At 71.3% G+C, this 26304-nt stretch carries 23 protein-coding genes; 17 read left to right on the plus strand and 6 right to left on the minus strand.

Annotated features, from left to right (window positions below; all coding sequences use genetic code 11):
• Positions 1–33: 33 nt before the first annotated feature.
• The 4 genes from EHO50_RS14270 (at position 34) to EHO50_RS14285 (ending at position 3795) form a co-directional block, all read left to right on the plus strand.
• Entirely contained in the window at positions 34–1572 is a 1539-nt protein-coding gene (locus EHO50_RS14270; RefSeq protein ID WP_128430440.1) for an ATP-dependent DNA ligase, read from the plus strand.
• 16 nt (positions 1573–1588) lie between these two features.
• Positions 1589–2062, plus strand: coding sequence for an NUDIX hydrolase (locus tag EHO50_RS14275; protein WP_128430441.1), 474 nt, complete (start codon positions 1589–1591; stop codon positions 2060–2062).
• Positions 2063–2138: 76 nt separating this feature from the next.
• Positions 2139–3533, plus strand: coding sequence for an NADP-dependent succinic semialdehyde dehydrogenase (locus tag EHO50_RS14280; RefSeq protein ID WP_128430442.1), 1395 nt, complete (start codon positions 2139–2141; stop codon positions 3531–3533).
• 25 nt (positions 3534–3558) lie between these two features.
• The gene (locus EHO50_RS14285) at positions 3559–3795 is read left to right on the plus strand and encodes a DUF6213 family protein (RefSeq protein WP_062697809.1); all 237 of its coding nucleotides are present in this window, start codon (positions 3559–3561) and stop codon (positions 3793–3795) included.
• Between the two features lie 160 nt (positions 3796–3955).
• Here the strand turns inward: EHO50_RS14285 and EHO50_RS14290 are convergent, their stop codons facing one another.
• Positions 3956–5182, minus strand: a complete 1227-nt coding sequence (locus EHO50_RS14290) for an acyl-CoA dehydrogenase family protein (protein WP_128430443.1) — start codon at positions 5180–5182, stop codon at positions 3956–3958.
• 173 nt (positions 5183–5355) lie between these two features.
• On the opposite strand from EHO50_RS14290, the gene EHO50_RS14295 reads away from it, so the two are divergent.
• Positions 5356–6000, plus strand: a complete 645-nt coding sequence (locus EHO50_RS14295; protein WP_128430444.1) for a TetR/AcrR family transcriptional regulator — start codon at positions 5356–5358, stop codon at positions 5998–6000.
• Positions 6001–6069: 69 nt separating this feature from the next.
• On the opposite strand, the gene def is transcribed toward EHO50_RS14295, so the two are convergent.
• Positions 6070–6609 carry a peptide deformylase gene (gene def / locus EHO50_RS14300; RefSeq protein ID WP_128430445.1) on the minus strand — a complete coding sequence of 180 codons (540 nt, stop codon included), beginning with the start codon at positions 6607–6609 and terminating at the stop codon, positions 6070–6072.
• Between the two features lie 111 nt (positions 6610–6720).
• Between def and EHO50_RS14305 the strand changes: the two genes are divergently transcribed.
• From EHO50_RS14305 to EHO50_RS14335, 7 genes are all read left to right on the plus strand, one after another.
• The gene (locus EHO50_RS14305; RefSeq protein WP_128430446.1) at positions 6721–7959 is read left to right on the plus strand and encodes a MurT ligase domain-containing protein; all 1239 of its coding nucleotides are present in this window, start codon (positions 6721–6723) and stop codon (positions 7957–7959) included.
• 24 nt (positions 7960–7983) lie between these two features.
• Positions 7984–8712 (plus strand): type 1 glutamine amidotransferase, encoded by a 729-nt coding sequence (locus tag EHO50_RS14310; RefSeq protein ID WP_128430447.1) that lies wholly within the window; start codon positions 7984–7986, stop codon positions 8710–8712.
• 180 nt (positions 8713–8892) lie between these two features.
• The gene (locus tag EHO50_RS14315; RefSeq protein WP_128430448.1) at positions 8893–9918 is read left to right on the plus strand and encodes a 6-phosphofructokinase; all 1026 of its coding nucleotides are present in this window, start codon (positions 8893–8895) and stop codon (positions 9916–9918) included.
• A gap of 127 nt (positions 9919–10045) precedes the next feature.
• Positions 10046–10996, plus strand: coding sequence for a cytochrome c oxidase assembly protein (locus tag EHO50_RS14320; RefSeq protein ID WP_128430449.1), 951 nt, complete (start codon positions 10046–10048; stop codon positions 10994–10996).
• Positions 10997–11126: 130 nt separating this feature from the next.
• On the plus strand, positions 11127–12494 hold the full coding sequence (locus EHO50_RS14325; protein WP_342786922.1) for a DUF6777 domain-containing protein: 1368 nt from the start codon (positions 11127–11129) through the stop codon (positions 12492–12494).
• Between the two features lie 45 nt (positions 12495–12539).
• The gene (locus EHO50_RS14330; protein WP_164904833.1) at positions 12540–14549 is read left to right on the plus strand and encodes a serine/threonine-protein kinase; all 2010 of its coding nucleotides are present in this window, start codon (positions 12540–12542) and stop codon (positions 14547–14549) included.
• A gap of 13 nt (positions 14550–14562) precedes the next feature.
• Positions 14563–14751: a hypothetical protein gene (locus EHO50_RS14335; protein ID WP_128430451.1), complete on the plus strand. Its 189-nt coding sequence runs from the start codon at positions 14563–14565 to the stop codon at positions 14749–14751.
• 25 nt (positions 14752–14776) lie between these two features.
• Here the strand turns inward: EHO50_RS14335 and EHO50_RS14340 are convergent, their stop codons facing one another.
• The 4 genes from EHO50_RS14340 to EHO50_RS14355 form a co-directional block, all read right to left on the minus strand.
• The gene (locus EHO50_RS14340; protein WP_128430452.1) at positions 14777–15982 is read right to left on the minus strand and encodes a sensor histidine kinase; all 1206 of its coding nucleotides are present in this window, start codon (positions 15980–15982) and stop codon (positions 14777–14779) included.
• Between the two features lie 37 nt (positions 15983–16019).
• A complete protein-coding gene (locus tag EHO50_RS14345; RefSeq protein ID WP_128430453.1) occupies positions 16020–17732 on the minus strand; it encodes a sodium/solute symporter in 1713 nt (570 codons plus the stop codon).
• A gap of 179 nt (positions 17733–17911) precedes the next feature.
• Positions 17912–18271: a hypothetical protein gene (locus tag EHO50_RS14350; protein ID WP_128430454.1), complete on the minus strand. Its 360-nt coding sequence runs from the start codon at positions 18269–18271 to the stop codon at positions 17912–17914.
• A gap of 2 nt (positions 18272–18273) precedes the next feature.
• The gene (locus EHO50_RS14355; protein ID WP_128430455.1) at positions 18274–19038 is read right to left on the minus strand and encodes a LytR/AlgR family response regulator transcription factor; all 765 of its coding nucleotides are present in this window, start codon (positions 19036–19038) and stop codon (positions 18274–18276) included.
• Between the two features lie 89 nt (positions 19039–19127).
• Here EHO50_RS14355 and EHO50_RS14360 point away from each other — a divergent pair, with 89 nt between their 5' ends.
• From EHO50_RS14360 to EHO50_RS14380, 5 genes are all read left to right on the plus strand, one after another.
• Positions 19128–19625, plus strand: coding sequence for an Lrp/AsnC family transcriptional regulator (locus EHO50_RS14360; RefSeq protein WP_128430456.1), 498 nt, complete (start codon positions 19128–19130; stop codon positions 19623–19625).
• A 156-nt stretch (positions 19626–19781) separates the two neighbouring features.
• Complete coding sequence (ddaH, locus tag EHO50_RS14365) at positions 19782–20591, plus strand: dimethylargininase (protein ID WP_128430457.1); 810 nt, start codon at positions 19782–19784, stop codon at positions 20589–20591.
• The gene (gene rocD, locus EHO50_RS14370; protein WP_128430458.1) at positions 20591–21808 is read left to right on the plus strand and encodes an ornithine--oxo-acid transaminase; all 1218 of its coding nucleotides are present in this window, start codon (positions 20591–20593) and stop codon (positions 21806–21808) included. Before ddaH ends, rocD begins: the two co-directional genes overlap by 1 nt.
• 516 nt (positions 21809–22324) lie before the next feature.
• The gene (locus tag EHO50_RS14375; RefSeq protein ID WP_128430459.1) at positions 22325–24784 is read left to right on the plus strand and encodes a SpoIIE family protein phosphatase; all 2460 of its coding nucleotides are present in this window, start codon (positions 22325–22327) and stop codon (positions 24782–24784) included.
• An 88-nt stretch (positions 24785–24872) separates the two neighbouring features.
• Complete coding sequence (locus EHO50_RS14380) at positions 24873–26105, plus strand: PP2C family protein-serine/threonine phosphatase (RefSeq protein ID WP_128430460.1); 1233 nt, start codon at positions 24873–24875, stop codon at positions 26103–26105.
• Positions 26106–26304: the final 199 nt, after the last annotated feature.

The following is a 26304-nucleotide window of genomic DNA, read 5'->3' on the forward strand; positions in this document are numbered from 1 at the left end:
GAAATCCAGCGGAGCACGTCGCACCATGGCTGCATGCTGCTGACCCGGCTGGCCCGCGTGTCCCAGGAGGTCGCCGCTACCTCGGCACGGTCCCGGAAGATCGCTCTGCTGGCGGAACTCTTCCGGGACGCCGAGGCGGACGACGTGCCGATCGTCATCCCGTATCTGGCGGGACGGCTGCCGCAGGGGCGGCTCGGCATCGGCTGGAAGGTGCTGAGCCGCCCGGTCGCCCCGGCCGCCGAGCCGACCCTCACCGTGCGCGAGGTGGACGCGCGGCTGGCCGAGCTCGGCAAGGTGTCCGGCACCGGCTCGCAGGCCGAACGGGCCCGTCTGGTGGGTGAGTTGATGGGCGCGGCCACGGAGGACGAGCAGCGCTTCCTGCTCGGGCTGATCACCGGCGAGGTGCGGCAGGGCGCCCTGGACGCCGTGGCGGTGGAGGGCCTGGCCCAGGCGACCCAGGCACCGCCGGCCGACGTCCGGCGGGCGGTGATGCTCGCCGGGTCGCTCCAGACGGTGGCCGAGGCCCTGCTCTCGGACGGCCCCGCCGCCCTCGACCGCTTCCGGCTCACCGTCGGCCGCCCGGTCCTGCCGATGCTGGCGCACAGCGCCTCCGCGGTGGCCGAGGCGGTCGACAAGCTCGGCGCCTGTGCGGTCGAGGAGAAGCTGGACGGCATCCGGGTCCAGCTGCACCGCGACGGCGACACGGTTCGGGTCTACACCCGCACCCTCGACGACATCACCGACCGGCTTCCCGAACTTACAGCGACCGCGATGGAGTTGAGAGGCGAGCGCTTCATCCTGGACGGCGAGGTCATCGCCTTCGACGACGCGGGCCGCCCCCGCTCCTTCCAGGAGACCGCCGGCCGCGTCGGCTCCCGCGTGGACGTGGCGACGGCGGCGAAGGAGGTCCCCGTCTCCCCCGTCTTCTTCGACGCCCTGTCCGTCGACGACCGCGACCTGCTCGACCTGCCGTTCACCGAGCGGCACGCGGAACTGGCCCGGCTGGTCCCCGAGCCGATGCGGGTGCGCCGCACGCTGGTGTCCGGCCCCGAGGACCTCCAGCAGGCCGAGGACTTCCTCGCCGAGACCCTGGAACGCGGCCACGAGGGCGTGGTCGTCAAGGCCCTCGCCGCCCCCTACAGCGCGGGCCGGCGCGGCGCGTCCTGGCTGAAGGTCAAGCCCGTCCACACCCTCGACCTGGTGGTGCTGGCCGCCGAATGGGGCCACGGCCGCCGCACCGGCAAGCTCTCCAACCTCCACCTGGGGGCCCGTACGGCGGACGGCGGTTTCGCCATGCTCGGCAAGACCTTCAAGGGCATGACCGACGCGATGCTGACCTGGCAGACCGGTCGGCTCCAGGAGCTGGCCGTGCAGGACAAGGGCTGGGTGGTGACCGTCCGCCCGGAACTCGTCGTCGAGATCGCCTACGACGGCCTGCAGCGCTCCACCCGCTACCCGGCCGGCGTCACCCTCCGCTTCGCGCGCGTGGTCCGCTACCGCGAGGACAAGCGGCCGGAGGAGGCCGACACGGTCGAGACCCTGCTCGCCGCCCACCCCGAGGTGAAGCCATGACCGCGGAGGTGAGGTCGTGACGTCGTCCCGTGGGAAGCACAGCGCGGGCCTGCTGCTCTTCCGCCACACCGATGACGGCCTGGAGGTGTTGCTCGGCCATATGGGCGGCCCGTTCTTCGCCAAGCGCGAGGCCGGGGCGTGGACGGTCCCGAAGGGCGAGTACGACCCTGACGAGCCCGCCTGGGAGGCGGCCCGCCGCGAGTTCCAGGAGGAGCTGGGGCTGGCGCCGCCCGACGGGGAGGCCGTACCTCTCGGCGAGGTCAGGCAGTCAGGCGGCAAGACCGTCACGGTGTGGGCGGTCGAGGCCGACCTCGACCCCGCGACGGTAGTCCCCGGCACGTTCCGGATGGAGTGGCCGCCGCGCTCGGGACAGACCCAGGACTTCCCGGAACTGGACCGGGTGGAGTGGCTGGCCGTCGACCGGGCGCGCGAGGTGCTCGTCAAGGCCCAGGCCACGTTTCTCGACCGGCTGGCGGAGCACTCGGCCTGAGCGGCCGTACACGCGTTGCGGTACCGATCGCCTCGCGCGAAGGTCGAAGCATCAGTCCGCTGCCAGGAGGTCGGTCATGCCCATCGCAACGGTCAACCCGGCGAACGGCGAGACGCTCAAGACGTACGAGGCCATGGGTGCCGAGGAGATCGAGCGCAGGCTTCAGCTCGCCGAGGCCACGTTCCGCACGTACCGGATGACGAGCTTCGTCGACCGCGGTCGCCTGCTGCTCCAAGCTGCGAATCTCCTGGAAGAGGACCAGCAGGACATCGCCCGGGTGATGACCACCGAGATGGGCAAGCCCATCACGCAGGCGCGGGCGGAGGTCGCCAAGTGCGCCAAGGCGATGCGCTGGTACGCCGACCGCGCCGAGGACCTGCTCGCCGACGAGGAGCCGGCCGAGTTCGACGTGAAGGACTCGGGCGCCTCGCGGGTACGGGTGCGCTATCGCCCGCTGGGGCCGATCCTCGCGGTGATGCCCTGGAACTTCCCCCTCTGGCAGGTGATCCGCTTCGCGGCCCCGGCGCTGATGGCGGGCAACGTCGGCCTCCTGAAGCACGCCTCGAACGTCCCCCAGACCGCCCTCTACCTCGAGGACCTGTTCCACCGCGCGGGCTACACCGAGGGCTGCTTCCAGACCCTGCTCATCGGCTCCGGACAGGTCGACGACGTCCTGCGCGACGACCGCGTCAAAGCGGCCACGCTGACCGGCAGCGAGCCGGCCGGCCGCGCGGTAGCCGCCACCGCCGGGGAGATGATCAAAAAGACGGTGCTGGAGCTGGGCGGCAGCGACCCGTACGTGGTCATGCCGTCGGCCGACCTCGACCGTGCCGCGCAGATCGCGGTGACCGCACGCGTACAGAACACCGGGCAGTCGTGCATCGCCGCCAAGCGGTTCATCGTGCACACCGACGTCTACGACGCCTTCGCCGAACGGTTCGTCGAGGGCATGAAGGCGCTCGTCGTCGGCGACCCGATGCAGGAGGAGACGCAAGTCGGCCCGCTGTCGAGCGAGAAGGGGCGGGCCGATCTGGCGGAGCTCGTCGACGACGCCCGGCGCAGCGGAGCGGCGGTGCTGTGCGGCGGTCACCAGCTCCGGCGCCCCGAGCTACCCGGCTGGTACTACGCGCCCACCGTCCTCGCCGGCATCACCCGTGAGATGCGGATCCACCGGGAGGAGGCGTTCGGCCCGGTCGCCACGCTGTACCGGGCGGGCGATCTCGACGAGGCGGTGCTGATCGCCAACGACTCGCCCTTCGGGCTGAGTTCGAACGTGTGGACCCGCGACGAGGCCGAGGTCGACCGGTTCGTACGGGATCTGGAGGCCGGGAGCGTGTACGTCAACGGGATGACGGCGTCCCATCCGGCGTTCCCGTTCGGCGGGGTGAAGCGGTCCGGGTACGGGCGTGAGCTGTCCGGGCACGGAATCCGGGAGTTCTGCAACATCACTACCGTTTGGCACGGTGCGTGAACGCTGCGCGGCTACGATCCCGGGTGTGAACCGCGAAGTGACTCTGCCGCTGATCGTCGATGCCCACGGGACCTTGCAGGTGGCTGCGGCCGATGTGAGCAAGTTGCTGCGTACGGTGGGTGGTCGGTGGCTGCACCTTGTCGAGGCCGGGGAGGACGGGCTCGACGAGGACACGGTGGCTGCGCTGACCATTGAGCTGGCGAAGCTTGCGGATCGCATTGATGTGGCGTGCATTGCGCACAGCAGCGGCACCACGCCGTAGGAATAGCGGTTCGATGCCGGGTGCGGGTTTGTCCGGGCTGGTCGCGCAGTTCCCCGCGCCCCTTTCAGGTCGGCATCCGCAACGCCCTCAAGGGGCGCGGGGAACTGCGCGAGCAACCACGGACGCCCCGCAGACCGCATCGCGCAGAGACCCCGCGGCGCTACCGGATCGGCATCCCCGACAACGTACGGGCGATCACCAGCCGCTGGATCTCACTCGTCCCTTCGAAGATGGTGTAGATGGCGCTGTCCCGGTGCATCCGCTCCACGGGGTACTCCCGCGTGTAGCCGTTGCCGCCCAGGATCTGTATCGCCTGCGCCGTGACCTTCTTCGCCGTCTCGCTGGCGAACAGCTTCGACATCGACCCCTCGGCCGCAGTGAACGGCTTCCCGTTGATCGCCATCCAGGACGCACGCCACACCAGCAGCCGCGCGGCATCGATCTGCGTCCGCATCTCGGCCAACTGGAACGCCACACCCTGGTTGTCGATGATCGGCCGCCCGAACTGCTCACGCGTCATGGCGTAGTCGAGGGCAACCTCGTAAGCCGCCCGAGCCGTACCCACCGCCATGGCTCCGACCGCAGGGCGGCTCGCCTCGAACGTGGCCATCGCCGCGTTCTTCACACGCTCGCCGCCCGCCTTGGCCCGCTCCCGAGCCCGCGCCAGCCGCTCGTCCAGCTTCTCCTTGCCGCCCAGCAGGCAGGAGCCCGGCACCCGCACGTTGTCCAGGATGACCTCGGCGGTGTGCGAGGCACGGATGCCGTGCTTCTTGAACTTCTGGCCCTGGGCCAGCCCCGGCGTGTTCGGCGGGATGATGAAGGACGCGTGACCCTTGGAGCCGAGCTCGGGGTCGACGACCGCGACGACCACGTGGACGTTGGCGATGCCACCGTTGGTCGCCCAGGTCTTCGTGCCGTTGATCACCCACTCGTCCTTGGCCTCGTCGTAGACGGCACGCGTACGCATCGAGGCCACGTCCGACCCGGCGTCGGGCTCGGAGGAGCAGAACGCGGCGAGCTTGACATCGTTTGCATCGCCGTACATCTGCGGCACCCAGGTGCCGATCTGCTCCTCGGTGCCGTTGGCCAGCACGCCGACGGCGGCGAGACCGGTGCCGACGATCGACAGGGCGATGCCCGCGTCACCCCAGAACAGCTCCTCCATCGCCATGGGGATGCCGAGACCGGTCTGGTCGAAGTACTGCTGGGCGTAGAAGTCGAGCGAGTAGATGCCGACCTTCGCGGCCTCCTGGATGACCGGCCAGGGAGTTTCCTCACGCTCGTCCCATTCGGCGGCCGCGGGGCGGATCACATCGGCGGCGAAGCCGTGCAGCCAGTCCCGGACCTCCTTCTGTTCGTCGTTGAGCTCCATGGTGAACTCGGCCATGACCCCTCCAGCGGCGTACGTGCATGCTCGATGCTTGTTACTAGCGGTAACCCTAGTTTGTTACCCGCGAGTAGGTAATGTCAACCCGCGATGACCGATCGGCAGCCCGTTCGATGATTGAGGCAGCGTGAGTGTTAGTTTGCGCAGGCGTCAAAGATTCAGGGGGAGAGCTCATGGACACCACACAGCGGACCGAACAGCAGCGGTCGGCCGACCGCCGTCGGCGTGAGCTGCTGGAGGCCGCCGATCGGGTGGTGCTGCGCGACGGCCCACAGGCCTCGATGAACGCGATCGCGGCGGAGGCGGGCATCACCAAGCCGATTCTGTATCGGCACTTCGGCGACAAGGGTGGACTCTACGCGGCGTTGGCGAAGCGTCACACGGACGCGCTGCTGGACTCCCTGCGGGCCGCGCTGGATGCCCCGGCGGACCGGCGGGAGCGGGTCGAGGCCACGCTCGACACCTACCTCGCGGCGATCGAGGCACGGCCTCAGGTGTACCGGTTCCTGATGCATCCGGCGGAGGGCGGCCAGCCGGGCGACCCGGGCTTCGACGTCGGCAAGCACAGCGCGCCGCTGCTCCGCAGGATGGGCGAGGAGCTGGCCACCGTCATCGAGGAGCGGTTGGATCTCGGGCCGGGGAGTCAGCAGCTGGCTCGGGTCTGGGGGCATGGGATCGTCGGGATGATGCATGCGGCCGGGGACTGGTGGCTGGGTGAACGGCCCTGTACGCGCGCGGAGTTGGTGCGTAGTTTGGCCGACCTTCTGTGGGGACGGTTGGCTGCCGCCGGGGACAAGATGGGCGGTCCGGGGTTCTGAGGTTGTGATGCGGCCGCGGGCCGGTGGGGGTTGATCGCGCAGTTCCCCGCGCCCCTGAGGGCGTGACTGTCACCGACGCCAGGACGCTCGGGCCACTTGTCGCATCAGGCGGCGGTGGCGCCAGCCCGTCACACGGTCCGTGTACACCGCGCCCTCCACGTGGTCGCACTCGTGCTGGAGGCAGCGGGCGAAGAACCCCGTGCCGTGGATCGTCACCGGCTCCCCCGTCATCGTGAAACCCTCGACCACCGCATGGTCGTACCGCTCCGTCCCCGCCTCCAGGCCAGGCAGGGACAAGCAGCCCTCCGGGCCGCGGAGCACCACGCCGTCCGTCTCCACGAGCCGTGGGTTCACCACATGGCCCAGGTGTCGTACGTCCTCGTCGTCCGGGCAGTCGTATACGAACACCTGCCACGGCTCCCCGACCTGGTTCGCGGCGAGGCCCACGCCCTGGGCCGCGTACATCGTCGCGAACAAGTCCTCCACCAGCGTCGCCAATTCGGGGCCGAAGTCGGTGACCTCCTTGCAGGGTGCGTGCAGCACCGGGTCGCCGAGCAGGGTGAGGGGTCGGACGCGCCCGTGCGCGCCCGGAATGGAGCCGTTCCGCATGGCCGCAAGGGTACGGCGATTCGGGAGTGCGAATGGATCTCGATAGGCTGACCACCACCACGTTGCCGGCAGTCGGAGGCGCGGCGCGTACGCAAGGAGGATCGAGAACTGATGTCAGGGAACTCGGACCCGCTCACGCCGCGGGCCAAGCTCGCCGTGACCGCGGGCAAGGCGGTCGCTGCGGCATCGCGCGCTGCGGGGCGCGGCAGCGGTTCGGTGATCGGCGGCCGGGTGGCACTCAAGCTCGACCCCGACCTGCTCGCGCGGCTCGCGCAGAACCTGGACGTGGTCCTGGTCTCGGCGACCAACGGGAAGACCACCACGACGCGGCTCATCGCTGAAGCCCTGCGGGCCGCCGGGCCCGTCGTGTCCAACGCGCTCGGCGCCAACATGCCGGCCGGTATCACCTCGGCGCTCGCGGGCAGCTCGGAAGCGCGCTACGGCGTCATCGAGGTCGACGAGAAGTACCTCGCCGGGGTCGCCCGGGACACCGACCCCAAGTGCATCGCGCTGCTCAACCTCTCCCGTGACCAGCTGGACCGAGCCGCCGAGACACGCATGCTCGCCGAGAACTGGCGCGAGGGGCTCGCGGGTTCGAAGGCCGTGATCGTCGCCAACGCCGATGACCCGCTGGTCGTGTGGGCGGCCTCGTCGTCCCCGAATGTGATCTGGGTCGCCGCCGGGCAGATGTGGAAGGACGACGCCTGGTCCTGCCCGTCGTGCGGTGGTGTGATGCAGCGCCCGGGCGACGACTGGTTCTGTGGGGAGTGCGGCTTCCGCCGTCCCACGCCGAGCTGGGCGCTCTCCGGTGATCATGTCCTCGACCCGCACGGATCCGCCTGGCCCATCCATCTGCAGCTGCCCGGGCGCGCCAACAAGGCCAACGCGGCGTCGTCGGCCGCCGTGGCCGCCGTCTTCGGGGTGCCGCCGCAGGTCGCCCTCGAGCGGATGTACCAGGTGCAGGCCGTCGCCGGGCGCTACGACGTCGTGCAGTTCCAGGAGCGGGATCTGCGGCTGCTGCTCGCCAAGAACCCGGCCGGCTGGCTGGAGACGTTCTCCCTCATCGACCCGCCGCCGACCCCGGTGATCCTCTCGGTGAACGCGCGCGGCGCCGACGGCACCGACACCTCCTGGCTGTGGGACGTCGACTACACGCGCCTGACCGGGCACCCGATCTGCGTCATCGGCGACCGCAAGCTGGACCTCGCGGTGCGTCTGGAGGTCGCGAACCAGCAGTTCCAGGTCTGCGACAACCTCGACCAGGCCGTGCAGATGAGCCCGCCGGGCCGGATCGAGGTCATCGCCAACTACACCGCGTTCCAGGACCTGCGCCGCCGCGTCGGCAACTGAGCACGAGACTTCAGGGGACTTCAAGTGAGCGACAACCAACTGCGGGTCGTCTGGATCTACCCGGACCTGCTCAGCACCTACGGCGACCAGGGCAACGTCCTGGTCGTGGAGCGCCGTGCGCGGCAGCGCGGCCTCGACGTGGCCCGTCTCGACGTGCGCAGCGACCAGCCGATCCCGACCTCCGGCGACATCTATCTGATCGGCGGCGGCGAGGACCGTCCGCAGCGGCTGGCCGCCGAGCGGCTGCGCCGGGACGGCGGGCTGCACCGGGCCGTCGAGAACGGCGCGATCGTGTTCTCGGTGTGCGCCGGGTACCAGATCCTCGGCCACGAGTTCATCAACGACCTCGGTCAGCGTGAGCCCGGCCTCGGGCTGATCGACGTGGTGTCCGTGCGCGGTGAGGGCGAGCGGTGCGTGGGTGACGTCCTCGGGGACATCGACCCGCGCCTCGGCCTGCCCCCGCTGACCGGCTTCGAGAACCACCAGGGCGTCACCCACCTCGGCCCCACCGCCCGCCCCTTCGCCAAGGTCCGCCTGGGCAACGGCAACGGAACCGGTGACGGCACGGAGGGGGCGTACAACGACACCGTCTTCGGTACGTACATGCACGGGCCGGTGCTCGCCCGGAACCCGCTCATCGCCGATCTGCTGCTGAAGCTGGCGCTGGACGTGAACGCCCTGCCGCCGACCGACGACCGCTGGTACGAGGCACTGCGGAGCGAGCGCATCGCGGCAGCCCAGCAGCCCGCCTGACACCTGGCCTCCAGCCTGTCGTAACCAGCCCGTCTGACGGCCCGTCCGCACAGGTGAGCGGGGTCGTCCAGCAGGCGGACGCACGCTTCGGCCCCGCCCCCTGATGCCGCTAGGGTGGCGGGGATTCGAGCCGGACAGCGTGGTCCGGTCCCGGCCCACGTGGAGAAGGTTTTTCGGGCTATGCGCATTGGTGTCCTCACGTCCGGCGGCGACTGCCCCGGCCTGAACGCCGTCATCCGGTCCGTCGTGCACCGTGCCGTCGTCGACCACGGCGACGAGGTCATCGGCTTCCGGGACGGCTGGAAGGGCCTCCTGGAGTGCGACTACCTCAAGCTCGACCTCGACGCGGTGGGTGGCATCCTCGCCCGCGGCGGCACGATCCTCGGTTCCTCCCGGGTCCAGCCCTCCCATCTGCGGGACGGTGTGGAGCGGGCCAAGGGCCATGTCGAGGAGCTCGGCCTCGACGCGATCATCCCGATCGGCGGCGAGGGCACACTGAAGGCCGCCCGGCTGATGTCGGACAGCGGTCTGCCCGTCGTGGGTGTGCCGAAGACCATCGACAACGACATCGCCGTCACGGACGTCACCTTCGGGTTCGACACGGCCGTCGGTGTGGCCACCGAGGCCCTGGACCGGCTCAAGACCACCGCCGAGTCGCACCAGCGGGTGCTGGTCGTCGAGGTCATGGGCCGGCACACCGGCTGGATCGCGCTGCACTCCGGCATGGCGGCCGGCGCGCACGCCATCGTCGTACCGGAACGGCCCTTCGACATCGAGGAGTTGGCTCGACGGGTCGGCGAGCGGTTCGACGCGGGCAAGCGGTTCGCGATCGTCGTCGCCGCTGAGGGGGCCAAGCCGGCTCCCGGCACGATGGCCTTCGACGAGGGCGGCAAGGACATCTACGGGCACGAGCGCTTCGCCGGGATCGCGCGCCAGCTGTCGATCGAGCTGGAGCACCGGCTGGGCAAGGAGGCGCGGCCGGTCATCCTCGGGCATGTGCAGCGGGGCGGTACGCCCACCGCGTACGACCGGGTGCTGGCGACCCGGTTCGGGTGGCATGCGGTGGAGGCCGTGCACCGCGGGGAGTTCGGCCACATGACGGCGCTGCGGGGAACGGACATCGTGATGGTGCCGCTGGCGGAGGCCGTGGAGACGCTGAAGACGGTTCCCGTGGAGCGGTACGAAGAGGCCGAGTGCGTCCTCTAGATCACGTCGTATAGATCACGTCGCACAGGGCTGAACAGTCTGCCCCCGGCCGCAGCTGCGGCCGGGGGCAGTTCTAGTCTGTGTGCGGACAGACTTGCACAACCCCCACGAATCAGGAGCCGCCGGAATGGATCACAGCGGGCACGGCATGACCATGGACTTGCCGCCGTTCACGCTGGGACGGGGTCTTCAGTGGTCGGCCGACCCGTTCTTCCTCGTCGCCTGCCTGGTGGGGCTCGCGCTGTATGCGTGGGGTGTGGTGCGGCTGCGGCGGCGTGGGGACTCGTGGTCCGCCGGGCGGACGGTCTCGTACGTCGCCGGTGTGCTGTCCGTGATGCTGGTCATGTGCACCGGGCTGAACGACTACGGCATGGTCATGTTCAGCGTGCACATGGTGCAGCACATGGTGATCAGCATGCTGTCGCCGATCCTGATCCTGCTCGGCGCCCCGATCACCCTGGCGTTGCGGGCGATGCCGCCCGCGGCGCGGGGGCGCAAGGGACCGCGGGAGTTGTTGCTGGCCCTGCTGCACAGCCGGTACATGCGGATCATCACGCATCCGGCGTTCACCATTCCGCTGTTCATCGCCAGCCTGTACGCGCTGTACTTCACACCGATCTTCGACTTCCTCATGGGCTCCAAGACCGGCCACATCGCGATGATGGTGCACTTCCTCGCCGTGGGTGTGGTGTTCTTCTGGCCGATCATCGGCGTGGATCCCGGTCCGCATCGGCCGGGGTATCTGATGCGGATGCTGGAGCTGTTCGCGGGGATGCCGTTCCACGCGTTCTTCGGTATCGCGTTGATGATGGCGTCTGAGCCGATGGTCGAGACGTTCAAGAACCCGCCCGCCTCGCTCGGCATCGAAGCGCTCTCCGACCAGAACGCGGCCGGCGGCATCGCCTGGGCGTTCAGTGAGATTCCGTCCGTGCTGGTGCTGATCGCGCTGCTGTTCCAGTGGTACGGCTCGGAGCAGCGGCAGGCCAAGCGCAAGGACCGGGCCGCCGACCGGGACGGCGACAAGGAACTTGAGGCGTACAACGCCTATTTGGCCTCATTGAACGCACGCGGAAACTGACGAAACCGAAAGGCTTCGCCTTTCAGTAGCATGAAGCGCGTCGGGGGAACCGCCGGGGGGAGCGGTAATGGCGCTTCGCGTTTTCGTACACAGGGCCGGAAAATCGGCGATTCGGAGGATCGCCGTCCTTTTGGTCTTCGTTCTGATGCTCAGCGGGTGCGATCGGGACGCACCGTTGTTCGTGGTGCGGGCGGTGGCCTCAGGGGTTCCGTCGCTCGCGCCCTTCTTCGACGAGAGCCAGGGCCTGGGGCGGGACCAGCAGGTCAGGGCCCAGACGGCGCACGGAGGTCTGCAGCGGGGCGACACTCCTGGCCTCTACGGGGGTTCCAAGCAGCCGACGGTCTGTGACGTCGTACGGCTCAAGGAGTTCCTCGCCGATTCCGCCAATGAGCCCAAGGCACAGGCGTGGGCGGCGGCGCTCTCGATCACCACGGCCGAGATTCCGGATTATCTCGATCGCCTCACGCCGGTACTCCTGCGTCACGACACTCTCGTGAAGAACCACGACTACAAAAAGGGCAAGGCCGTCCCTTTCAACGCGCTGCTTCAGACGGGAATCGCGATTCTCGTCGATGCGGAGGGTCTTCCTGCCGTGAAGTGCTCGTGTGGAAATCCGCTGCGGCCCTTCGAGGGTGACACGACCCGGATAAAGGTCGAATTCGACGGGCGGAACGAGGAGTGGAAGGGGTACGAAAAGTCGTCCGTGGTGGCCGTGCGGCCCGCTGCGCGGGAAGTGGAGCGGCTCGCTCTCGTCGATGTCCATGAACCCGACCGGGGCATCAACCGTCCCGTCGGCACCACGGGCGAGGACGACACCGCGTTCGACGCGCGCGAGCGGCGCTCGGTGCCCAACCTCGCCGGGACGACGTTCGGGCAGGCCGGTCGGCAACTGGCCGACAAGGGGCTCGCGGTCGCCTTCGACGGAGCGGGGCTGCCGCCGGACGACGCCCGGGTCACGGCGTCGGATCCGCCGGCCGGGACCCAGCTGCGGTTCGGGGAGTACGTGATGTTGAGCGTGGCCGGGGCCAGCACCTCCGGTGACACGTCCGGTGACTCGTCCGGTGGGACGTCCACTCCCCCGGGCTCGACGACACCGCAGCCGACTCGGGATCCGTCGACCTCGACGCCGCCGTCCACGTCCTCGCCACCGACGTCCTCGTCGCCGTCCACCTCGACGCCGCCGCCCTCGTCCTCCGGCCCGGGGACGACAAGCCCCGGCCTCACGAGCGGGCCCCCGTCCTCGGGCCCGCCCTCCTCCGCGCCGCCCTCCTCGAACCCGCCGCCAAGCTCCACCCCGCCCCCGTCGACCAAGGACCCCACGTCCAGCTCACCACCCCCGCCCGTGACCGGCTCACCACCGCAGACCACGAGCTCGCCCCCGACCAGCGCCCCGGTCACCAGCAGCGCCCCGCCGCCCGAGACCAGCGCGCCTGCCACGACCGATCCGGCGACCGGCGCCCCGTCCACCGGCGAGCGCACCTCGCGCACGAACGCATAGCAATCACGCAGCGCCCCGCAGAACGCAGAACCCGGGAGTCACCGGATGCCTTCAGGATCACCGACGTCGGGAGTGGGCCGGATCATCGCCGGCCGTTATCTGCTGCTGAACCGGCTCGGCAGCGGCGGTATGGGACATGTCTGGCTCGCCCACGACCAGAGACTCGCCTGCGAGGTCGCGCTCAAGGAGATCGTGTTCCGGGACCCGGCCGAGGCCGACGAGCACGAGGCGCGGGTGGCCCGCGCCCGCGCGGAGGCACGGCACGCGGCGGGGCTGCGCGGGCACCCGCATGTGGTGACCGTGCACGACGTGCTGGAGCACGAGGGGCTGCCGTGGATCGTCATGGAGTACGTGGCCGGCGCCGTCAACCTGCGCGACCTCATCGACCAGCGCGGCCCGCTCGCGCCCGCGGAGTGCGCCCGCATCGGGCTCGCCGTGCTCGACGCGCTGACCGCCGGACACGAGCGGGGCGTCATGCACCGGGACGTGAAACCGGCGAACATCCTGCTGGCGCCGGACCGCACCGGGGCGCCGCACGGACGGGTGCTGCTCACCGACTACGGCATCTCGGTGCAGCCGGACGCCGGGGAGACGCGGTACACGCTGGCGTCGGTGCTCGTGGGTACGTCGGGCTATCTGGCGCCGGAGCGGGTCACGGGCGGGGCGCCCACGCCGGCCGCCGATCTGTTCTCGCTGGGCTGCACGCTGTACTACGGCGTCGAGGGCCGGGCTCCCTTCGACCGCGAGTCGCATCTGGCGGAGATCACCGCGGTGGTCATGGAGGAACCCCGGCCGGCCGGGCGGGCCGGGGCGCTGGAGCCCGTCCTGCGGGCGCTGCTGGAGAAGGATCCGCAGCGGCGGATGTCCGCGGCGCAGGCGGAGGCGGCGCTGTCGCGGATCGTCACTCCGGAGGTCGACGCGTACGCGCGGACCCAGACCGACCTCGGTTCGCAGCCGCACTGGGGCGGGGCGCCGCCGCCGGGGCCCGCGCCCGACGCGCCGGGTTTCGGCTCGCCGCCCGCGTCGGATCGCCCCGGCGGCGGACAGGGTTTCCGTCCCCCGTCCGGGCAGCCCGAGGGGCCGCATGGCCCGGGCTCCGTGGCCGGGCAGCCCGGTGGGCCGCAGGGCTTCGGTTCGCTGCCCGAGCCGCCCCGGGGTCCGCTGGGCGCGGCTTCCCTGGCCGATCGGCCCGGCGAGCTGCGGGGCTTCAGCGCCTGGCCCGGCGACCGGAATCCGGCCCGCCCGCGCGTCCTCCACGCGGTCCTCGCCGGACTCCTCGGGCTGGCGCTCGCGGGGGCCGGTGTCTGGTACGCCATGGCACAGCAGTCGGAGACGGGCGGGACGGAGCGGCCGTACGGCGACACGGTCGCGCTCGGAGATCCGCTGAAGGGCGGTGACTGCGTGCTCGCCGACTGGCCCGGCACCGCCCCCTTCCGGGGCACGCCCCGGCTGAGTCTGGATCCCGGTTGCGGGGCGAATGCACCCGACGGGCAGGTGATGGCGTTCGTCGCGGCCGCCTCCGCCGCCGAGGCGCGCGAGAAGGGGCCGGCGGCCTGTGAGGAGCGGACGGAGGAGATCCGGGGACGGCTCGCGGACGTCCGCAGCTTCGCCGTCGTACCGACGGAAGCGGGGTTCGAGGCGGCCGGGCGGCGCACCGCCTGTCTGGTGCTGGGCGCGCACGGGCCGGTATACGGGCCGCTGGGCGACCATCGGAAGGCGGGGTCGGCCTTCGCCGACACGGCGACCATGCAGCGGCGGGACTGTCTGGACGTGCGCTCCCACCGGGACGCCCGCCTGGTGTCCTGCGCGGAGCCGCATGACGAGCAGGTACTCGGCTTCACGCGACTGGGCGCCGACGTCACGCTGACCGAGGCGCGCACCGAGTCGGACACGGCGTGCGCCCGGGAGGTGCCGCCACGCGAGTACGGATTCGACCCTTCCGTGTACACAGCGGGCTCCTGGACGAGCGAGGGGTCCTGGAAGAACGGCACTCATTTCGTCGTGTGCACCGTACGGAGGCAGAACGGGGGCACCATGGAGGGGGACGAACCATGAGGAGGGTGTTGCGATGCCCGGTTCTAGCGGTTCTAGCGGTTCTACGGACGGGTCCACCAAGGCGATGGGGGTGCTCACCGTCGGCGGACTCGTCGTGGTGACCGCCTACACGGTGGCGCTCGGGAGCAATGGCTGGCTGTGGTTCGGGTGGGTGGTACTGGGGCTGATCACGCTGGGGATGGTGGCCAGCCGCAGCACCTGAGCCGCAGAGCCTGTGTCACAGGCTCTCACTCCCGGGTGAGCCGTCCCGCGGAGTGCACGCCCGGCTGGTACTTGGGCAGCCGGGCGGTGATCTTCATGCCCGCGCCCAGGGCGGTCTCGATGACGAGGCCGTAGTCGTCGCCGTACACCTGCCGGAGCCGGTCGTCGACGTTGGACAGCCCGATGCCGCCCGACGGGCTGACCTCGCCGGCGAGGATGCGGCGCAGCAGGACGGGGTCCATCCCGGCGCCGTCGTCCTCGATGACGACGAGGGCCTCGGCGCCGGCGTCCTGCGCGGTGATCTGGATGCGGCACTTGTCGGCCTTGCCCTCCAGGCCGTGCTTGACGGCGTTCTCGACGAGCGGCTGCAGGCACAGGAAGGGCAGGGCGACCGGCAGCACCTCCGGGGCGATCTGGAGGGTGACCGACAGGCGGTCGCCGAAGCGTGCCCGTACCAGCGCCAAGTAGTGGTCGATGGCGTGGAGTTCGTCGGCGAGGGTGGTGAAGTCGCCGTGCCTGCGGAAGGAGTAGCGGGTGAAGTCGGCGAACTCCAGGAGCAGTTCGCGGGCGCGCTCGGGGTCGGTGCGTACGAACGAGGCGATCACCGCGAGCGAGTTGAAGATGAAGTGCGGGGAGATCTGGGCGCGCAGGGCTTTGATCTCGGCCTCGATCAGGCGGGTGCGGGACTGGTCGAGGTCGGCCAGCTCCAGCTGCACGGAGACCCAGCGGGCCACTTCTCCGGCCGCCCGAACGAGCACCGCCGACTCGCGGGGCGCGCAGGCCACGAGCGCCCCGTGGACGCGGTCGTCGACGGTGAGCGGGGCGACGACGGCCCAACGGACCGGGCAGTCGGGGGTGTCGCAGGTGAGCGGGAAGGCCTCGCCACGGCCCGACTCCAGGGGGCCGGCGAGGAGTTCCATGATCTCCGTACGGTGATGGCCGCCCACCCCGTCCCAGACCAGCACGTCCTTCTGGTCCGTCAGACACAGCGCGTCGGTGCCGAGCAGTGAGCGCAGCCGGCGGGCCGACTTGCGGGCGGTCTCCTCGGTGAGTCCGGCCCGTAGCGGGGGTGCGGCGAGGGAGGCGGTGTGCAGGGTCTCGAAGGTGGCATGCTCGACGGGGGTGCCGAGGCCGCCGAGGTTCTCGGGGCGGGCCGTGCGCCGGCCCAGCCAGAAGCCGGCGGCGAGCAGCGGGAGGATGGCCACGCACAGGCCCGCGATGAACCCGCTCATACCGTCACCGCCTCCCGCCGTCCGGCGATGAGAGCTCTCATGCCTTCACCTCCGCCCGCAGCTCCTCCGGCAGATGGAACCGCGCCAGGATCGCCGCCGTCCCGGCCGGCACCCGGCCCGGGGTGGCCAGGGACACCAGGATCATCGTGAGGAAGCCCAGCGGCACCGACCAGAGCGCGGGCCAGGCGAGCAGCGCGTGCAGCGCCCCGGAGCCCGGGAAGCCGGCCATCGTCGCCGCGACGGCGAGCAGCGCGGAGCCGCCGCCCACCAGCATTCCGGCGGCCGCGCCGGGCGGGGTCAGCCGCCGCCACCAGATGCCGAGGACGAGCAGCGGGCAGAAGGACGACGCGGAGACCGCGAAGGCCAGGCCCACCGAGTCGGCGACCGGGAGCCCGCCGACCAGGGCGCTCGCGGCGAGCGGGACGGCCATGGCGAGGACCGTGCCGAGCCGGAAGTGCCGTACCCCCCGGGACGGGAGCACGTCCTGGGTGAGGACGCCCGCGACGGCCATGGTCAGGCCCGACGCCGTGGACAGGAACGCGGCGAAGGCGCCGCCCGCGACCAGCGCGCCGAGCAGGTCGCCGCCCAGGCCGCCGATCATGCGGTCGGGCAGGAGCAGGGCTGCGGCGTCCGCGTCGCCGGTGAGGGTGAGTTCGGGGGCGTAGAGGCGGCCGAGGGCGCCGTAGACCGGGGGCAGCAGGTAGAAGGCGCCGATCAGGCCGAGCACGGCGACGGTGGTGCGGCGGGCGGCGACGCCGTGCGGGCTGGTGTAGAAGCGGACGACGACGTGCGGCAGGCCCATGGTGCCGAGGAAGGTGGCGAGGATCAGTCCGTACGTGGCGTACAGCGGGCGTTCGCCGCGGCTCTCGGCCTGCGAGGGGGACAGGCCGCCGTTGGCCGAGCGGTCGGGTTCGGGGACCTCGGCGCCCTTGGCGAAGGTCAGGCGGGTGCCGCCCTCGATGTGGTGGGTGCCGGCGGCGAGCTGGAGCTCCTTGTCGTCGTGGCTGCGGCCGTCGATCGTGCCGCTCACGGTGACGGTCAGGGGTCGGTCGAGCTTCAGGTTGAGGGTGCCGTCGACGCGGACGACGCGCTGTTCGCGGAAGGTCGCCGGTTCGTCGAAGGCGTGCCGGGGGGCGCCGTCGCCCTGCCAGGCGAGGATCAGGAAGAGCGCGGGGACGAGCAGGGCGGTGAGTTTGAGCCAGTACTGGAAGGCCTGCACGAAGGTGATGCTGCGCATGCCGCCGGCGGCGACGATGGCGACCACGACGACGGCGACGATCACTCCGCCGAGCCAGTCGGGTGCGTCCGTCAGCACCGTCAACGTCAGCCCGGCGCCCTGGAGTTGGGGCCGCAGATACAGCCAGCCCGTGCCGACGACAAAAGCGCCCGCGAGCCGCCGTACCGCCTGGGAGGAGAGGCGGGCCTCGGCGAAGTCGGGGAGGGTGTAGGCGCCGGAGCGGCGCAGCGGGGCGGCGACGAACAGCAGCAGGACGAGGTATCCGGCGGTGTAGCCGACCGGGTACCAGAGCATGTCCGGGCCCTGCACGAGGACCAGGCCCGCGATGCCGAGGAAGGAGGCGGCGGAGAGGTACTCGCCGCTGATCGCGGCCGCGTTGAGGCGGGGGCCGACGGTGCGGGAGGCGACGTAGAAGTCGGAGGTGGTGCGGGAGATGCGCAGGCCGAAGGCGCCGACGAGGATCGTCGCGAGGACGACGAGGGCGACGGCGGGGACGGCATAGCTGGAGTTCACGGCCGCATCGGTTCCTCTGGCTCAGCGGTCTCAGCAGGTCGGGCGATGTCGGCTGCGGTTCTGCAGTGCCCTGAAGGGGCGCGGGGCTGTATCCATCTGCGGCTCCGCCGCGTGGCGCGACCAGCCACGATGGCGCTGCGGACGATCGACGGCATATCCCGGCCCTTCCAGCGGAGCGCTCAGCGGTCTTCGACGAGCCGTACGAAGTCCCGTTCGTTGCGCTCCGCGCGGCGCACGAACCAGCGGGCCAGCAGGACCAGCGGGGCGTAGAGGCCGAAGCCGAGGATCGCCCATTCCAGGTGGCGGAAGTCCGGCATCGCGGCGAACAGCAGGGGCAGCGGGCCGACGAGCAGGCCGAGGACGGCGAACACGGCGAGGGCGGTGCGCAGTTGGGTGCGCATCAGGGAGCGGACGTAGGTGTGGCCGAGGGTGGTCTGCTCGTCGATCTCGGTGCGCGGGCGGTAGTAGCCGGAGACCGGGCGGGCCTGCCGGGGCGGGCCGGTGACGACGACACGGCGGTCGGCGGGGTTGCTGGGCATCGTCACGACCTCCTCATGAGCAGGTCCCGCAGCTCGCGCGTGTGACGTCGGCTGACCTGGAGTTCCTCGGAGCCGACCATGACGCTGACGGTGCCCGCGTCCAGGCGGAGTTCGCCGATGTGGCGCAGGGCGACGAGATGGCGGCGGTGGATGCGGACGAAGCCGCGGGAGCGCCAGCGCTCCTCCAGGGTCGACAGGGGGATGCGGACGAGGTGGCTGCCTTTGTCGGTGTGCAGGCGGGCGTAGTCGCCCTGGGCCTCGACGTGGGTGATGTCGTCGACGGAGACGAAGCGGGTCACGCCGCCGAGCTCGACGGGTATGTGGTCGGGGTCGGGCTCGCTCACGGGTATGCGGGGGGCGGTGTCGCGGAGCTCGGCGGCACGCAGTTCGACGGCGCGACGGACCGCCTCCGCCAGGCGCTCCTTGCGGACGGGCTTGAGGACGTAGTCGACGGCCTTGAGGTCGAAGGCCTGGACGGCGAAGTCCTCGTGGGCGGTGACGAACACGACCAGCGGCGGCTTGGCGAACCCGGTCAGCAGCCGGGCCAGGTCCAGTCCGTCCAGGCCGGGCATGTTGATGTCGAGGAAGACGACGTCGATCGCCTCGGGCCCGCCCGGCCCCGACTCCAGGGCGCGGTTGATCCGGCGCAGCGCCTCGGTCGCGTCGCCCGCGCCCTCCGCGCTGCCGATGCGGGGGTCGGCGTTCAGGAGGTAGAGCAGTTCCTCCAGCGAGGGGCGTTCGTCGTCGACGGCGAGGGCGCGCAGCATGAATCCGGAGTGTAGGAGTAATTCGCACGCTTGGACATGTGCTCCGGCTGGACGTTCGCGCTGGGTGTCGCGCCGCTTACAGTGCCCTCATGAACAGCGGCGCGGCGTCCTTCGACGAACTCGACCGGAAGATCATCACCGCTCTCATGGCGAACGCCAGGACGAGCTTCGCCGAGATCGGCACGAGCGTCGGGCTGTCCGCCACGGCGGTGAAGCGGCGGGTGGACCGGCTGCGCGACACGGGCGTGATCACCGGGTTCACGGCCACGGTCCAGCCGTCGGCGCTGGGCTGGCGTACGGAGGCGTACGTCGAGGTGTACTGCGAGGGCGCGGCCCCGCCGCGGCGCCTCGCGGAGGTGGTCCGCAACCATCCGGAGATCACCGCGGCGATGACGGTGACGGGCGGCGCGGACGCGTTGCTGCATGTGCGGGCGCGGGACGTGGAGCACTTCGAGGAGGTGCTGGAGCGGATCCGGGTCGAGCCGTTCATCCGGAAGACGATCAGCGTGATGGTGCTGTCCCATCTGCTCCCGGAGAGCCCCGAGGCGGGAGCGAGCCAGCCGGCGCCCGAGCAGACATCCCGTTAAACACTCGGGGTGCGCAGCAGGCCTGCGTCTTCCGAAGAAACTACGCAGCATTCCTGCGCCGACACGCAATATTTCTTCCTTGTCGCTCGTATCCGGCACTTCCTACCTTGGTGTCAACCCTCAGTCGACACTCCCAGGAAGCGGAGGAACCCCTCGGTGCCCGACTCCCGTGTGCCGCGCCGGCGGCGGTATCTCGTCTGCGAACCCAGACACTTCGCCGTGCAGTACGCGATCAACCCCTGGATGCAGCCCGACGCCCACGTCGACGTCGATCTCGCCCAGGCTCAGTGGCAGGCGCTGATCAGCGCCTACCGCGCCCATGGCCACGCCGTCGACACGGTGGAGCCCGCCCCCGGCCTGCCCGACATGGTCTTCGCCGCGAACTCGGCGGTCGTCGTGGACGGCCGCGTCTTCGGCTCCCTCTTCCACGCGCCCGAGCGGCGCCCCGAGTCCACGCACTACGACACCTGGTTCAAGGCGGCCGGCTACGACGTGTACCGGCCCGAGTCCGTCTGCGAGGGCGAGGGCGACCTGGTCTGGACGGGCCGGTACGTGCTGGCCGGCACCGGATTCCGGACGACCCGTGAGGCCCATCGCGAGGTGCAGGAGTTCTTCGGCCACCCGGTGATCAGCCTGACGCTCGTCGACCCGCGCTTCTACCACCTCGACACGGCGCTGTTCGTGCTCGACGACGACAACATCGCGTACTACCCGGAGGCCTTCTCGCCGGGCAGCCGTGAGGTGCTCGCACGGCTGTACCCGCAGGCGGTGCTCGCCACCCGCGAGGACGCGATGGCGTTCGGTCTGAACTCCGTGTCCGACGGCCGCAACGTCTTCATCGCGCCCCAGGCCGAGGCCCTCGCCGGCGCCCTCACCGACCGCGGCTATGTCCCCGTCCCCGTCGACCTGTCGGAGTTCCGCAAGGCCGGCGGCGGCATCAAGTGCTGCACCCAGGAGATCCGCTGATGACCGCTCCCGTGACCACCCGCTCTTCCGCCGACCTGATCCGCGCCGAGGAGCCGGTCCTCGCGCACAACTACCACCCGCTGCCCGTGGTCGTCGCGCGCGCCGAGGGCACGTGGGTGGAGGACGTGGAGGGCCGCCGCTACCTCGACATGCTGGCCGGTTACTCGGCCCTGAACTTCGGCCACCGCAACCCGGCGCTGATCGAGGCGGCGCACCGCCAGCTGGACCGGCTGACCCTCACCTCCCGCGCCTTCCACAACGACAAGCTGGCCGAATTCGCGGAGCGGCTCGCCCGGTTGACCGGCCTGGACATGGTGCTGCCCATGAACACGGGCGCCGAGGCGGTCGAGTCCGGCATCAAGGTGGCCCGCAAGTGGGCGTACGAGGTGAAGGGCGTGCCGGCGGACCAGGCGACGATCGTGGTCGCCGCGGAGAACTTCCACGGCCGTACGACGACGATCGTGTCGTTCTCCACGGACGAGACGGCGCGGCAGGGCTTCGGCCCCTTCACGCCGGGCTTCCGGATCGTGCCGTACAACGACCTGGCGGCGCTGGAGGCGGCGGTCGACGAGACGACGGCGGCGGTGCTGCTGGAGCCGATCCAGGGCGAGGCGGGCGTCCTCATTCCCGACGACGGCTACCTCACGGGGGTGCGCGAACTGACCCGCCGCAAGGGCTGCCTGTTCATCGCGGACGAGATCCAGTCGGGCCTGGGCCGCACGGGCCGTACGCTCGCCGTCGAGCACGAGGCGGTCGTCCCGGACGTGCTCCTGCTGGGCAAGGCGCTGGGGGGCGGCATCGTGCCGGTGTCGGCGGTGGTGGCCCGCCGTGACGTACTCGGCGTGCTGCGCCCGGGCGAGCACGGTTCGACGTTCGGCGGCAACCCCTTGGCCGCCGCGGTCGGTACGGCTGTGGTCGAGCTCCTGGAGACCGGCGAGTTCCAGCGCCGGGCCGCCGAGCTGGGCGTGGTCCTGCGGGGCGGCCTCGCGGCCCTGCTCGGCAAGGGCGTCGTCGGCTTCCGCGCGCGGGGCCTGTGGGCGGGCGTCGACATCGACCCGACGGCCGGCACGGGCCGCGAGATCGGCGAGCGGCTCCTGCGCGAGGGCGTCCTGGTCAAGGACACCCACGGCTCCACGATCCGCCTGGCACCCCCACTGACGATCACGCCGGACGAGCTGACGGGGGCACTGGGGGCGCTGGAGAAGGTACTGGCGTAGACGTCCCGGTACGACAGCTTGGCACGGCAGCCCGGCCCTGGACATGGGGGCCGGGCTGTTTTGCGGGGAGGGAGGAGGGAGAGGAGGACAGGCGCTTCGCATCGTGCCTTTGTCGGCCTGCCGTCGCGTCCGCGCCCCGAGCCCTTCATCGTCGGCCACCGGTCCGCGGCCTCCACCCCGCCGGCCCTCACCCGTGCGCGGCCCCCGCCGCCCCTCACGTCCGCAGCCGTTTCCCGCCTTCACCCCGTCGGCTCCCCCGCGATGTGCCCCCCGGCACCCCACCACGCCCACCGGACCCGCTCCCGCCACCCACATCCACCCGCACACCGCCGCCCTTCCTCAACTCCGCCATCCCCCCACAGACCGCCCCGCCCCCCCATTTCCTCGCCCCCGCCATTCCCCCGGTCCCCCTCCTCCCCGCACACGCCCGGCCCCCGCAAAGAGGCGGCCTTGACCGGAAGGGTGAAGATGGGGACAAGAGGTGGTAGACCGCTCTCAGCGACAGAGAGGTCGGCCGTGGGCGCAGACGAGGAGCGGGGCGTTGCCCGGCAGGGGTTCGACGTGGCGGACGCCGTGCCTGTGCTGCTCGACGCGCAGGGCCGGGTGACGGGGTGGACGAGGGACGCGCAGCGGCTGCTGGCGTACGCGGCCTCCGAGGCGGTGGGCCGGAGCGTCGCCGAGCTGCTGAGCGCCGAGGACGCGGGGCGGGTGCCGGAGCTGATCGAGCGGTGCCGCGCGGACGGCGGCTGGGTGGGGCTGCTGACGGGCCTGCGCAGGGACGGGCCGCGGGTCAGGCTCATGGTGCGGATCACCGCGGCCCTGGACACGCAGGGCCCCTCGCGCTGGCTCGCACTCCTGTCGGAGCTCGACGAGGCGCCCGGCTGGGACATGAGCCGGGCCGTACTGGAGCAGATGGTCTCCCGCTCCCCCGTCGGCATAGCCATCGTCGACACGGACCTGCGGTACGTCTGGTCGAACAGCGCCCTCGCACAGTACGGCGGCGGCCCGCCGACCCGTCGGCTCGGTCTGCGGCTCGCGGACATCCAGCCCGGCCTGGACTCCGAGTCCATCGAGGCCCAGATGCGCCGCGTGCTGACCACCGGCGAACCGATCGTCGGCTACGAGCACGTGGGCCACGCCCGCTCCGCACCGCTGCGCGAGACCGCGCACATGATGTCGTTCACCCGGCTCGACGACGGCCACGGCCACCCCATGGGCGTGTACTACACGGTCGAGGACATCACCGACCGGCACCGCACCCGGCAGCGCCTGGCCCTGCTCGACCGGGCCGGCGAGCACATCGGCCGCTCCCTGGACATCACCCGCACCGCCCAGGAGCTGGCCGACGTGGCCGTACCGGGACTCGCCGACCTGGTCACCGTGGACCTGCTGGAATCGGTGCTGGGGGGTGGGGAGCCCACGGCCGGGCCGCTGAGCGACACGGGTACGGTGCCGCTGCGGCGCACGGGGCACCGTTCGGCCACCGAGCGGGTGCCGGAGGCCGTCGTCGGCATCGGCGAGGTGGTCACCTATCCGGCGGGCTCGCCTCCGATCCGCTGCCTGATGACGGCCAGGTCCTGGCGTGCGGAGCGACTGGACCCGCTCGGGGAGGCATGGACCCAGCACGCGCGCGGCGGGCGAGCCGCCATCTTCCTCGAACTGGGCCTGCACAGCGTGATGATCGTGCCGATCCGTGCGCGGGGCGTCACCCTGGGCGTCACGACCTTCTTCCGGCGCCACCGCCAGGAGCCGTTCGAGGAGGACGACCTGAACCTGGCCGAGGACCTCGTCTCCCGGGCGGCCGTCTGTGTGGACAACGCCCGGCGCTACACCCGCGAGCGTGACGCGGCGCTGGTCCTGCAGCGCAGCCTGCTGCCGCACCAGCTGCCCGAGCAGGACGCGGTGGAGGTGTCCGCCTGCTACCGGCCGGCCGACGAGCTGACCGGCCTCGGCGGTGACTGGTACGACGTCATTCCGCTGTCCGGCGCCCGCGTCGCCCTGGTGGTGGGCGAGGTGCCCGGGCACGGCATCGACGCCGCCGCGGCGATGGGGCGGCTGCGGACCGCCGTACGGACCCTCGCCCTGCTGGATCTGCCGCCCGAGGAGGTGCTGGCCCATCTCGACGACCTGGTCGCGCGGTCGGCCCGCGAGGAGGCCGTCCAGATGGGCGTGGAGGAGGCCGCGATCACCCAGTCCGTGGGGTCCGGGTGCGTGTATGTCATCTACGACCCGGTCGACGGGCAGTGCACCATGGCGGCCGCCGGGCATCCGGCGCCTGCGGTCGTGCGGCCCGACGGCGGCGTCACCTTCGTCGACCTTCCGCAGGGAGCGCCGCTCGGGGTGGGAGGCCCCCCGTTCGAGTCGGTCGAGCTGGCCCTGCCGGCGGACAGCACGCTCGCCCTGCACACCGACGGACTGCTGGCGCACGGGGACGACTGGGCCATCGACGCCGACCGGGACCGGCTGCGGGCGGCCCTGGAGCGGCGCGCCGGCTCGCTGGACCTGCGCTGCCGGACCGTGGTCGACGCGCTGGTCCCGGACCGCCCGCACGACGACGTGGCCCTGCTGATGGCCCGCACCCGCCTCCTCGGCGCCGAGCAGGTCGCCGACTGGGACCTGCCGGCCGACCCGGCCGCCGTCGCCGACGCACGCAAGACGGCCGCCCGGCAACTGTCGGAGTGGGGCCTGGAGGACTTCGCGTTCACGACGGAACTGGTCGTCAGCGAGCTGGTCACCAACGCGATCCGGTACGCCACCGGACCGATCCGGCTGCGCCTGATCAGGGAGCGCGCGTTGATCTGCGAGGTCTTCGACGGCGGCGCCACCGCCCCGCACCTGCGCCATCCGCGCACCACCGACGAGGGCGGGCGCGGGCTGCTGCTGGTCTCCCAGTTCACCCAGCGGTGGGGCACCCGCTTCGTCCCCGAGGGGAAGATCATCTGGGCCGAGCAGTCCCTGACGGATCCATCGCCCTGACCTGCCGTGTTCCTGGAGGTGTAGTACATCGGTACATAAGTCACACAGCGTGCGAAACTGGTCCGATCCCGGTGGTGAGGCGGGAGCCATGAACGAGAAGGCGATCGACTACGAGGCGGTGTTCCACGGCCTGCCCGGAATGGTGGCGCTGCTGACCCCGGAGCTGGTCTACGCCGACGCCAACGAGGACTTCCAGCGCCTTTCCGGGCGTACCCGCGCACAACTGGTGGGCCGGTACATCTTCGATGTCTTCCCCGAGAAGCCCAAGGACCCCGCCGCCACCGGCATGCGCGACGTCCAGGCGTCGATGCTGCGCGTCGTGGCCACCGGTGAGCGCGACACCATGGCACTGCAGCGCTACGACGTCGAGGATCCCTCCCGCCCCGGCGAGTGGGTGGAGCGCTACTGGAGCCCGGTCAACGCGCCCGTCTTCGGCCCCGACGGACAGGTGGCGCTCATCGTGCACCGGGTGGAGGAGGTCACCGAGCTCATCCGCCTGCGCGGCAGGCAGGGGGGCGACAGCCGGGCGCGGGTCCTGGAGGCCGAGCTGTACACGCGCGCCCGTGAGCTGCAGGAGCTCAACGAACGGCTTCGCCAGGCTCATGCCCGCGAGCGCGAGGTGGCCCTCGCCCTGCAGGAGGCGATGCTGCCCGCCGGCCGGCAGGTGAGCAACCATCGGGCTGCCGTGCGCTACCGGCCTGCGGTCGGCGCGCTGAACGTGTGCGGCGACTGGTACGACGTGGTCGATCTGGTGGGCGGCAACCGTATCGGCGTCTCCGTGGGCGACGTGGTCGGCCACGGCCTCGAAGCGGCCGGCGTGATGGGCCAGCTGCGCAGCGCGCTCAGCGCCACCTCCCGGGTCGCCGACGGCCCGGCCCAGGCACTCGACGTGCTGGGCCGGTACGCCCATGTCGTCGACGGCGCCGAATCGGCCACCGCGGCCACGACGTTCATCGACTTCGACGCCCGCACCATCACCTACAGCAGCGCGGGCCATCCGCCGCCCGTGCTGATCCACGCCGACGGCCGCGTGGAGTTCCTCGACATGGCCACCGACACCCCCCTGGACGCGCGCCCCGACCCGATCCAGAGACCGCAGGCCGTCACCACGTTCACCGACGGCGCCACGCTCGCGCTGTACACCGACGGCCTGATCGAACGCCGCCACGAGGACATCGACACGGGACTCACCCGCCTCGCCGACGCCCTCGTACGCCACCGTACGGCCGACCCCGAGGCCCTCGCCGACGCCGTCCTGCTGGAGCTGTTGCCGCCGGGAGGCGCCACCGACGACACGGCACTGATCATCGTGCGGCTGTGATGAACGAGCAGAGGAGACGGCTCCCCGCAAGGGCGGGCGACTTGCCACCCGGTAACCGTGATCACGCCAAACCGCGCCGCCGGGTTGCCGCACACCTGCCGGGGACACCAGGCTGGTCCGGCGGTCCTCCCCACCCGCAAGCGACGCCGCCCGCCAGGTTCCTGACTTCCAGTCAGGACATTCGGTATTGGTCGGTATC

The sequence above is a fragment of the Streptomyces cyaneus genome (genome assembly GCF_004028635.1).
Taxonomy (GTDB): Bacteria; Actinomycetota; Actinomycetes; order Streptomycetales; family Streptomycetaceae; genus Streptomyces; species Streptomyces cyaneus.

Coding starts and splice junctions, on each gene's coding strand:
- EHO50_RS14270 (WP_128430440.1), top strand. CDS start 34: ATGCTGCTGACCCGGCTGGCCCGCGTGTCCCAGGAGGTCGCCGCTACC.
- EHO50_RS14280 (WP_128430442.1), top strand. CDS start 2,139: ATGCCCATCGCAACGGTCAACCCGGCGAACGGCGAGACGCTCAAGACG.
- EHO50_RS14290 (WP_128430443.1), bottom strand. CDS start 5,182: ATGGCCGAGTTCACCATGGAGCTCAACGACGAACAGAAGGAGGTCCGG.
- EHO50_RS14295 (WP_128430444.1), top strand. CDS start 5,356: ATGGACACCACACAGCGGACCGAACAGCAGCGGTCGGCCGACCGCCGT.
- def (WP_128430445.1), bottom strand. CDS start 6,609: ATGCGGAACGGCTCCATTCCGGGCGCGCACGGGCGCGTCCGACCCCTC.
- EHO50_RS14305 (WP_128430446.1), top strand. CDS start 6,721: ATGTCAGGGAACTCGGACCCGCTCACGCCGCGGGCCAAGCTCGCCGTG.
- EHO50_RS14315 (WP_128430448.1), top strand. CDS start 8,893: ATGCGCATTGGTGTCCTCACGTCCGGCGGCGACTGCCCCGGCCTGAAC.
- EHO50_RS14320 (WP_128430449.1), top strand. CDS start 10,046: ATGGATCACAGCGGGCACGGCATGACCATGGACTTGCCGCCGTTCACG.
- EHO50_RS14330 (WP_164904833.1), top strand. CDS start 12,540: ATGCCTTCAGGATCACCGACGTCGGGAGTGGGCCGGATCATCGCCGGC.
- EHO50_RS14335 (WP_128430451.1), top strand. CDS start 14,563: ATGCCCGGTTCTAGCGGTTCTAGCGGTTCTACGGACGGGTCCACCAAG.
- EHO50_RS14340 (WP_128430452.1), bottom strand. CDS start 15,982: ATGAGCGGGTTCATCGCGGGCCTGTGCGTGGCCATCCTCCCGCTGCTC.
- EHO50_RS14350 (WP_128430454.1), bottom strand. CDS start 18,271: ATGCCCAGCAACCCCGCCGACCGCCGTGTCGTCGTCACCGGCCCGCCC.
- EHO50_RS14355 (WP_128430455.1), bottom strand. CDS start 19,038: ATGCTGCGCGCCCTCGCCGTCGACGACGAACGCCCCTCGCTGGAGGAA.
- EHO50_RS14360 (WP_128430456.1), top strand. CDS start 19,128: ATGAACAGCGGCGCGGCGTCCTTCGACGAACTCGACCGGAAGATCATC.
- rocD (WP_128430458.1), top strand. CDS start 20,591: ATGACCGCTCCCGTGACCACCCGCTCTTCCGCCGACCTGATCCGCGCC.
- EHO50_RS14380 (WP_128430460.1), top strand. CDS start 24,873: ATGAACGAGAAGGCGATCGACTACGAGGCGGTGTTCCACGGCCTGCCC.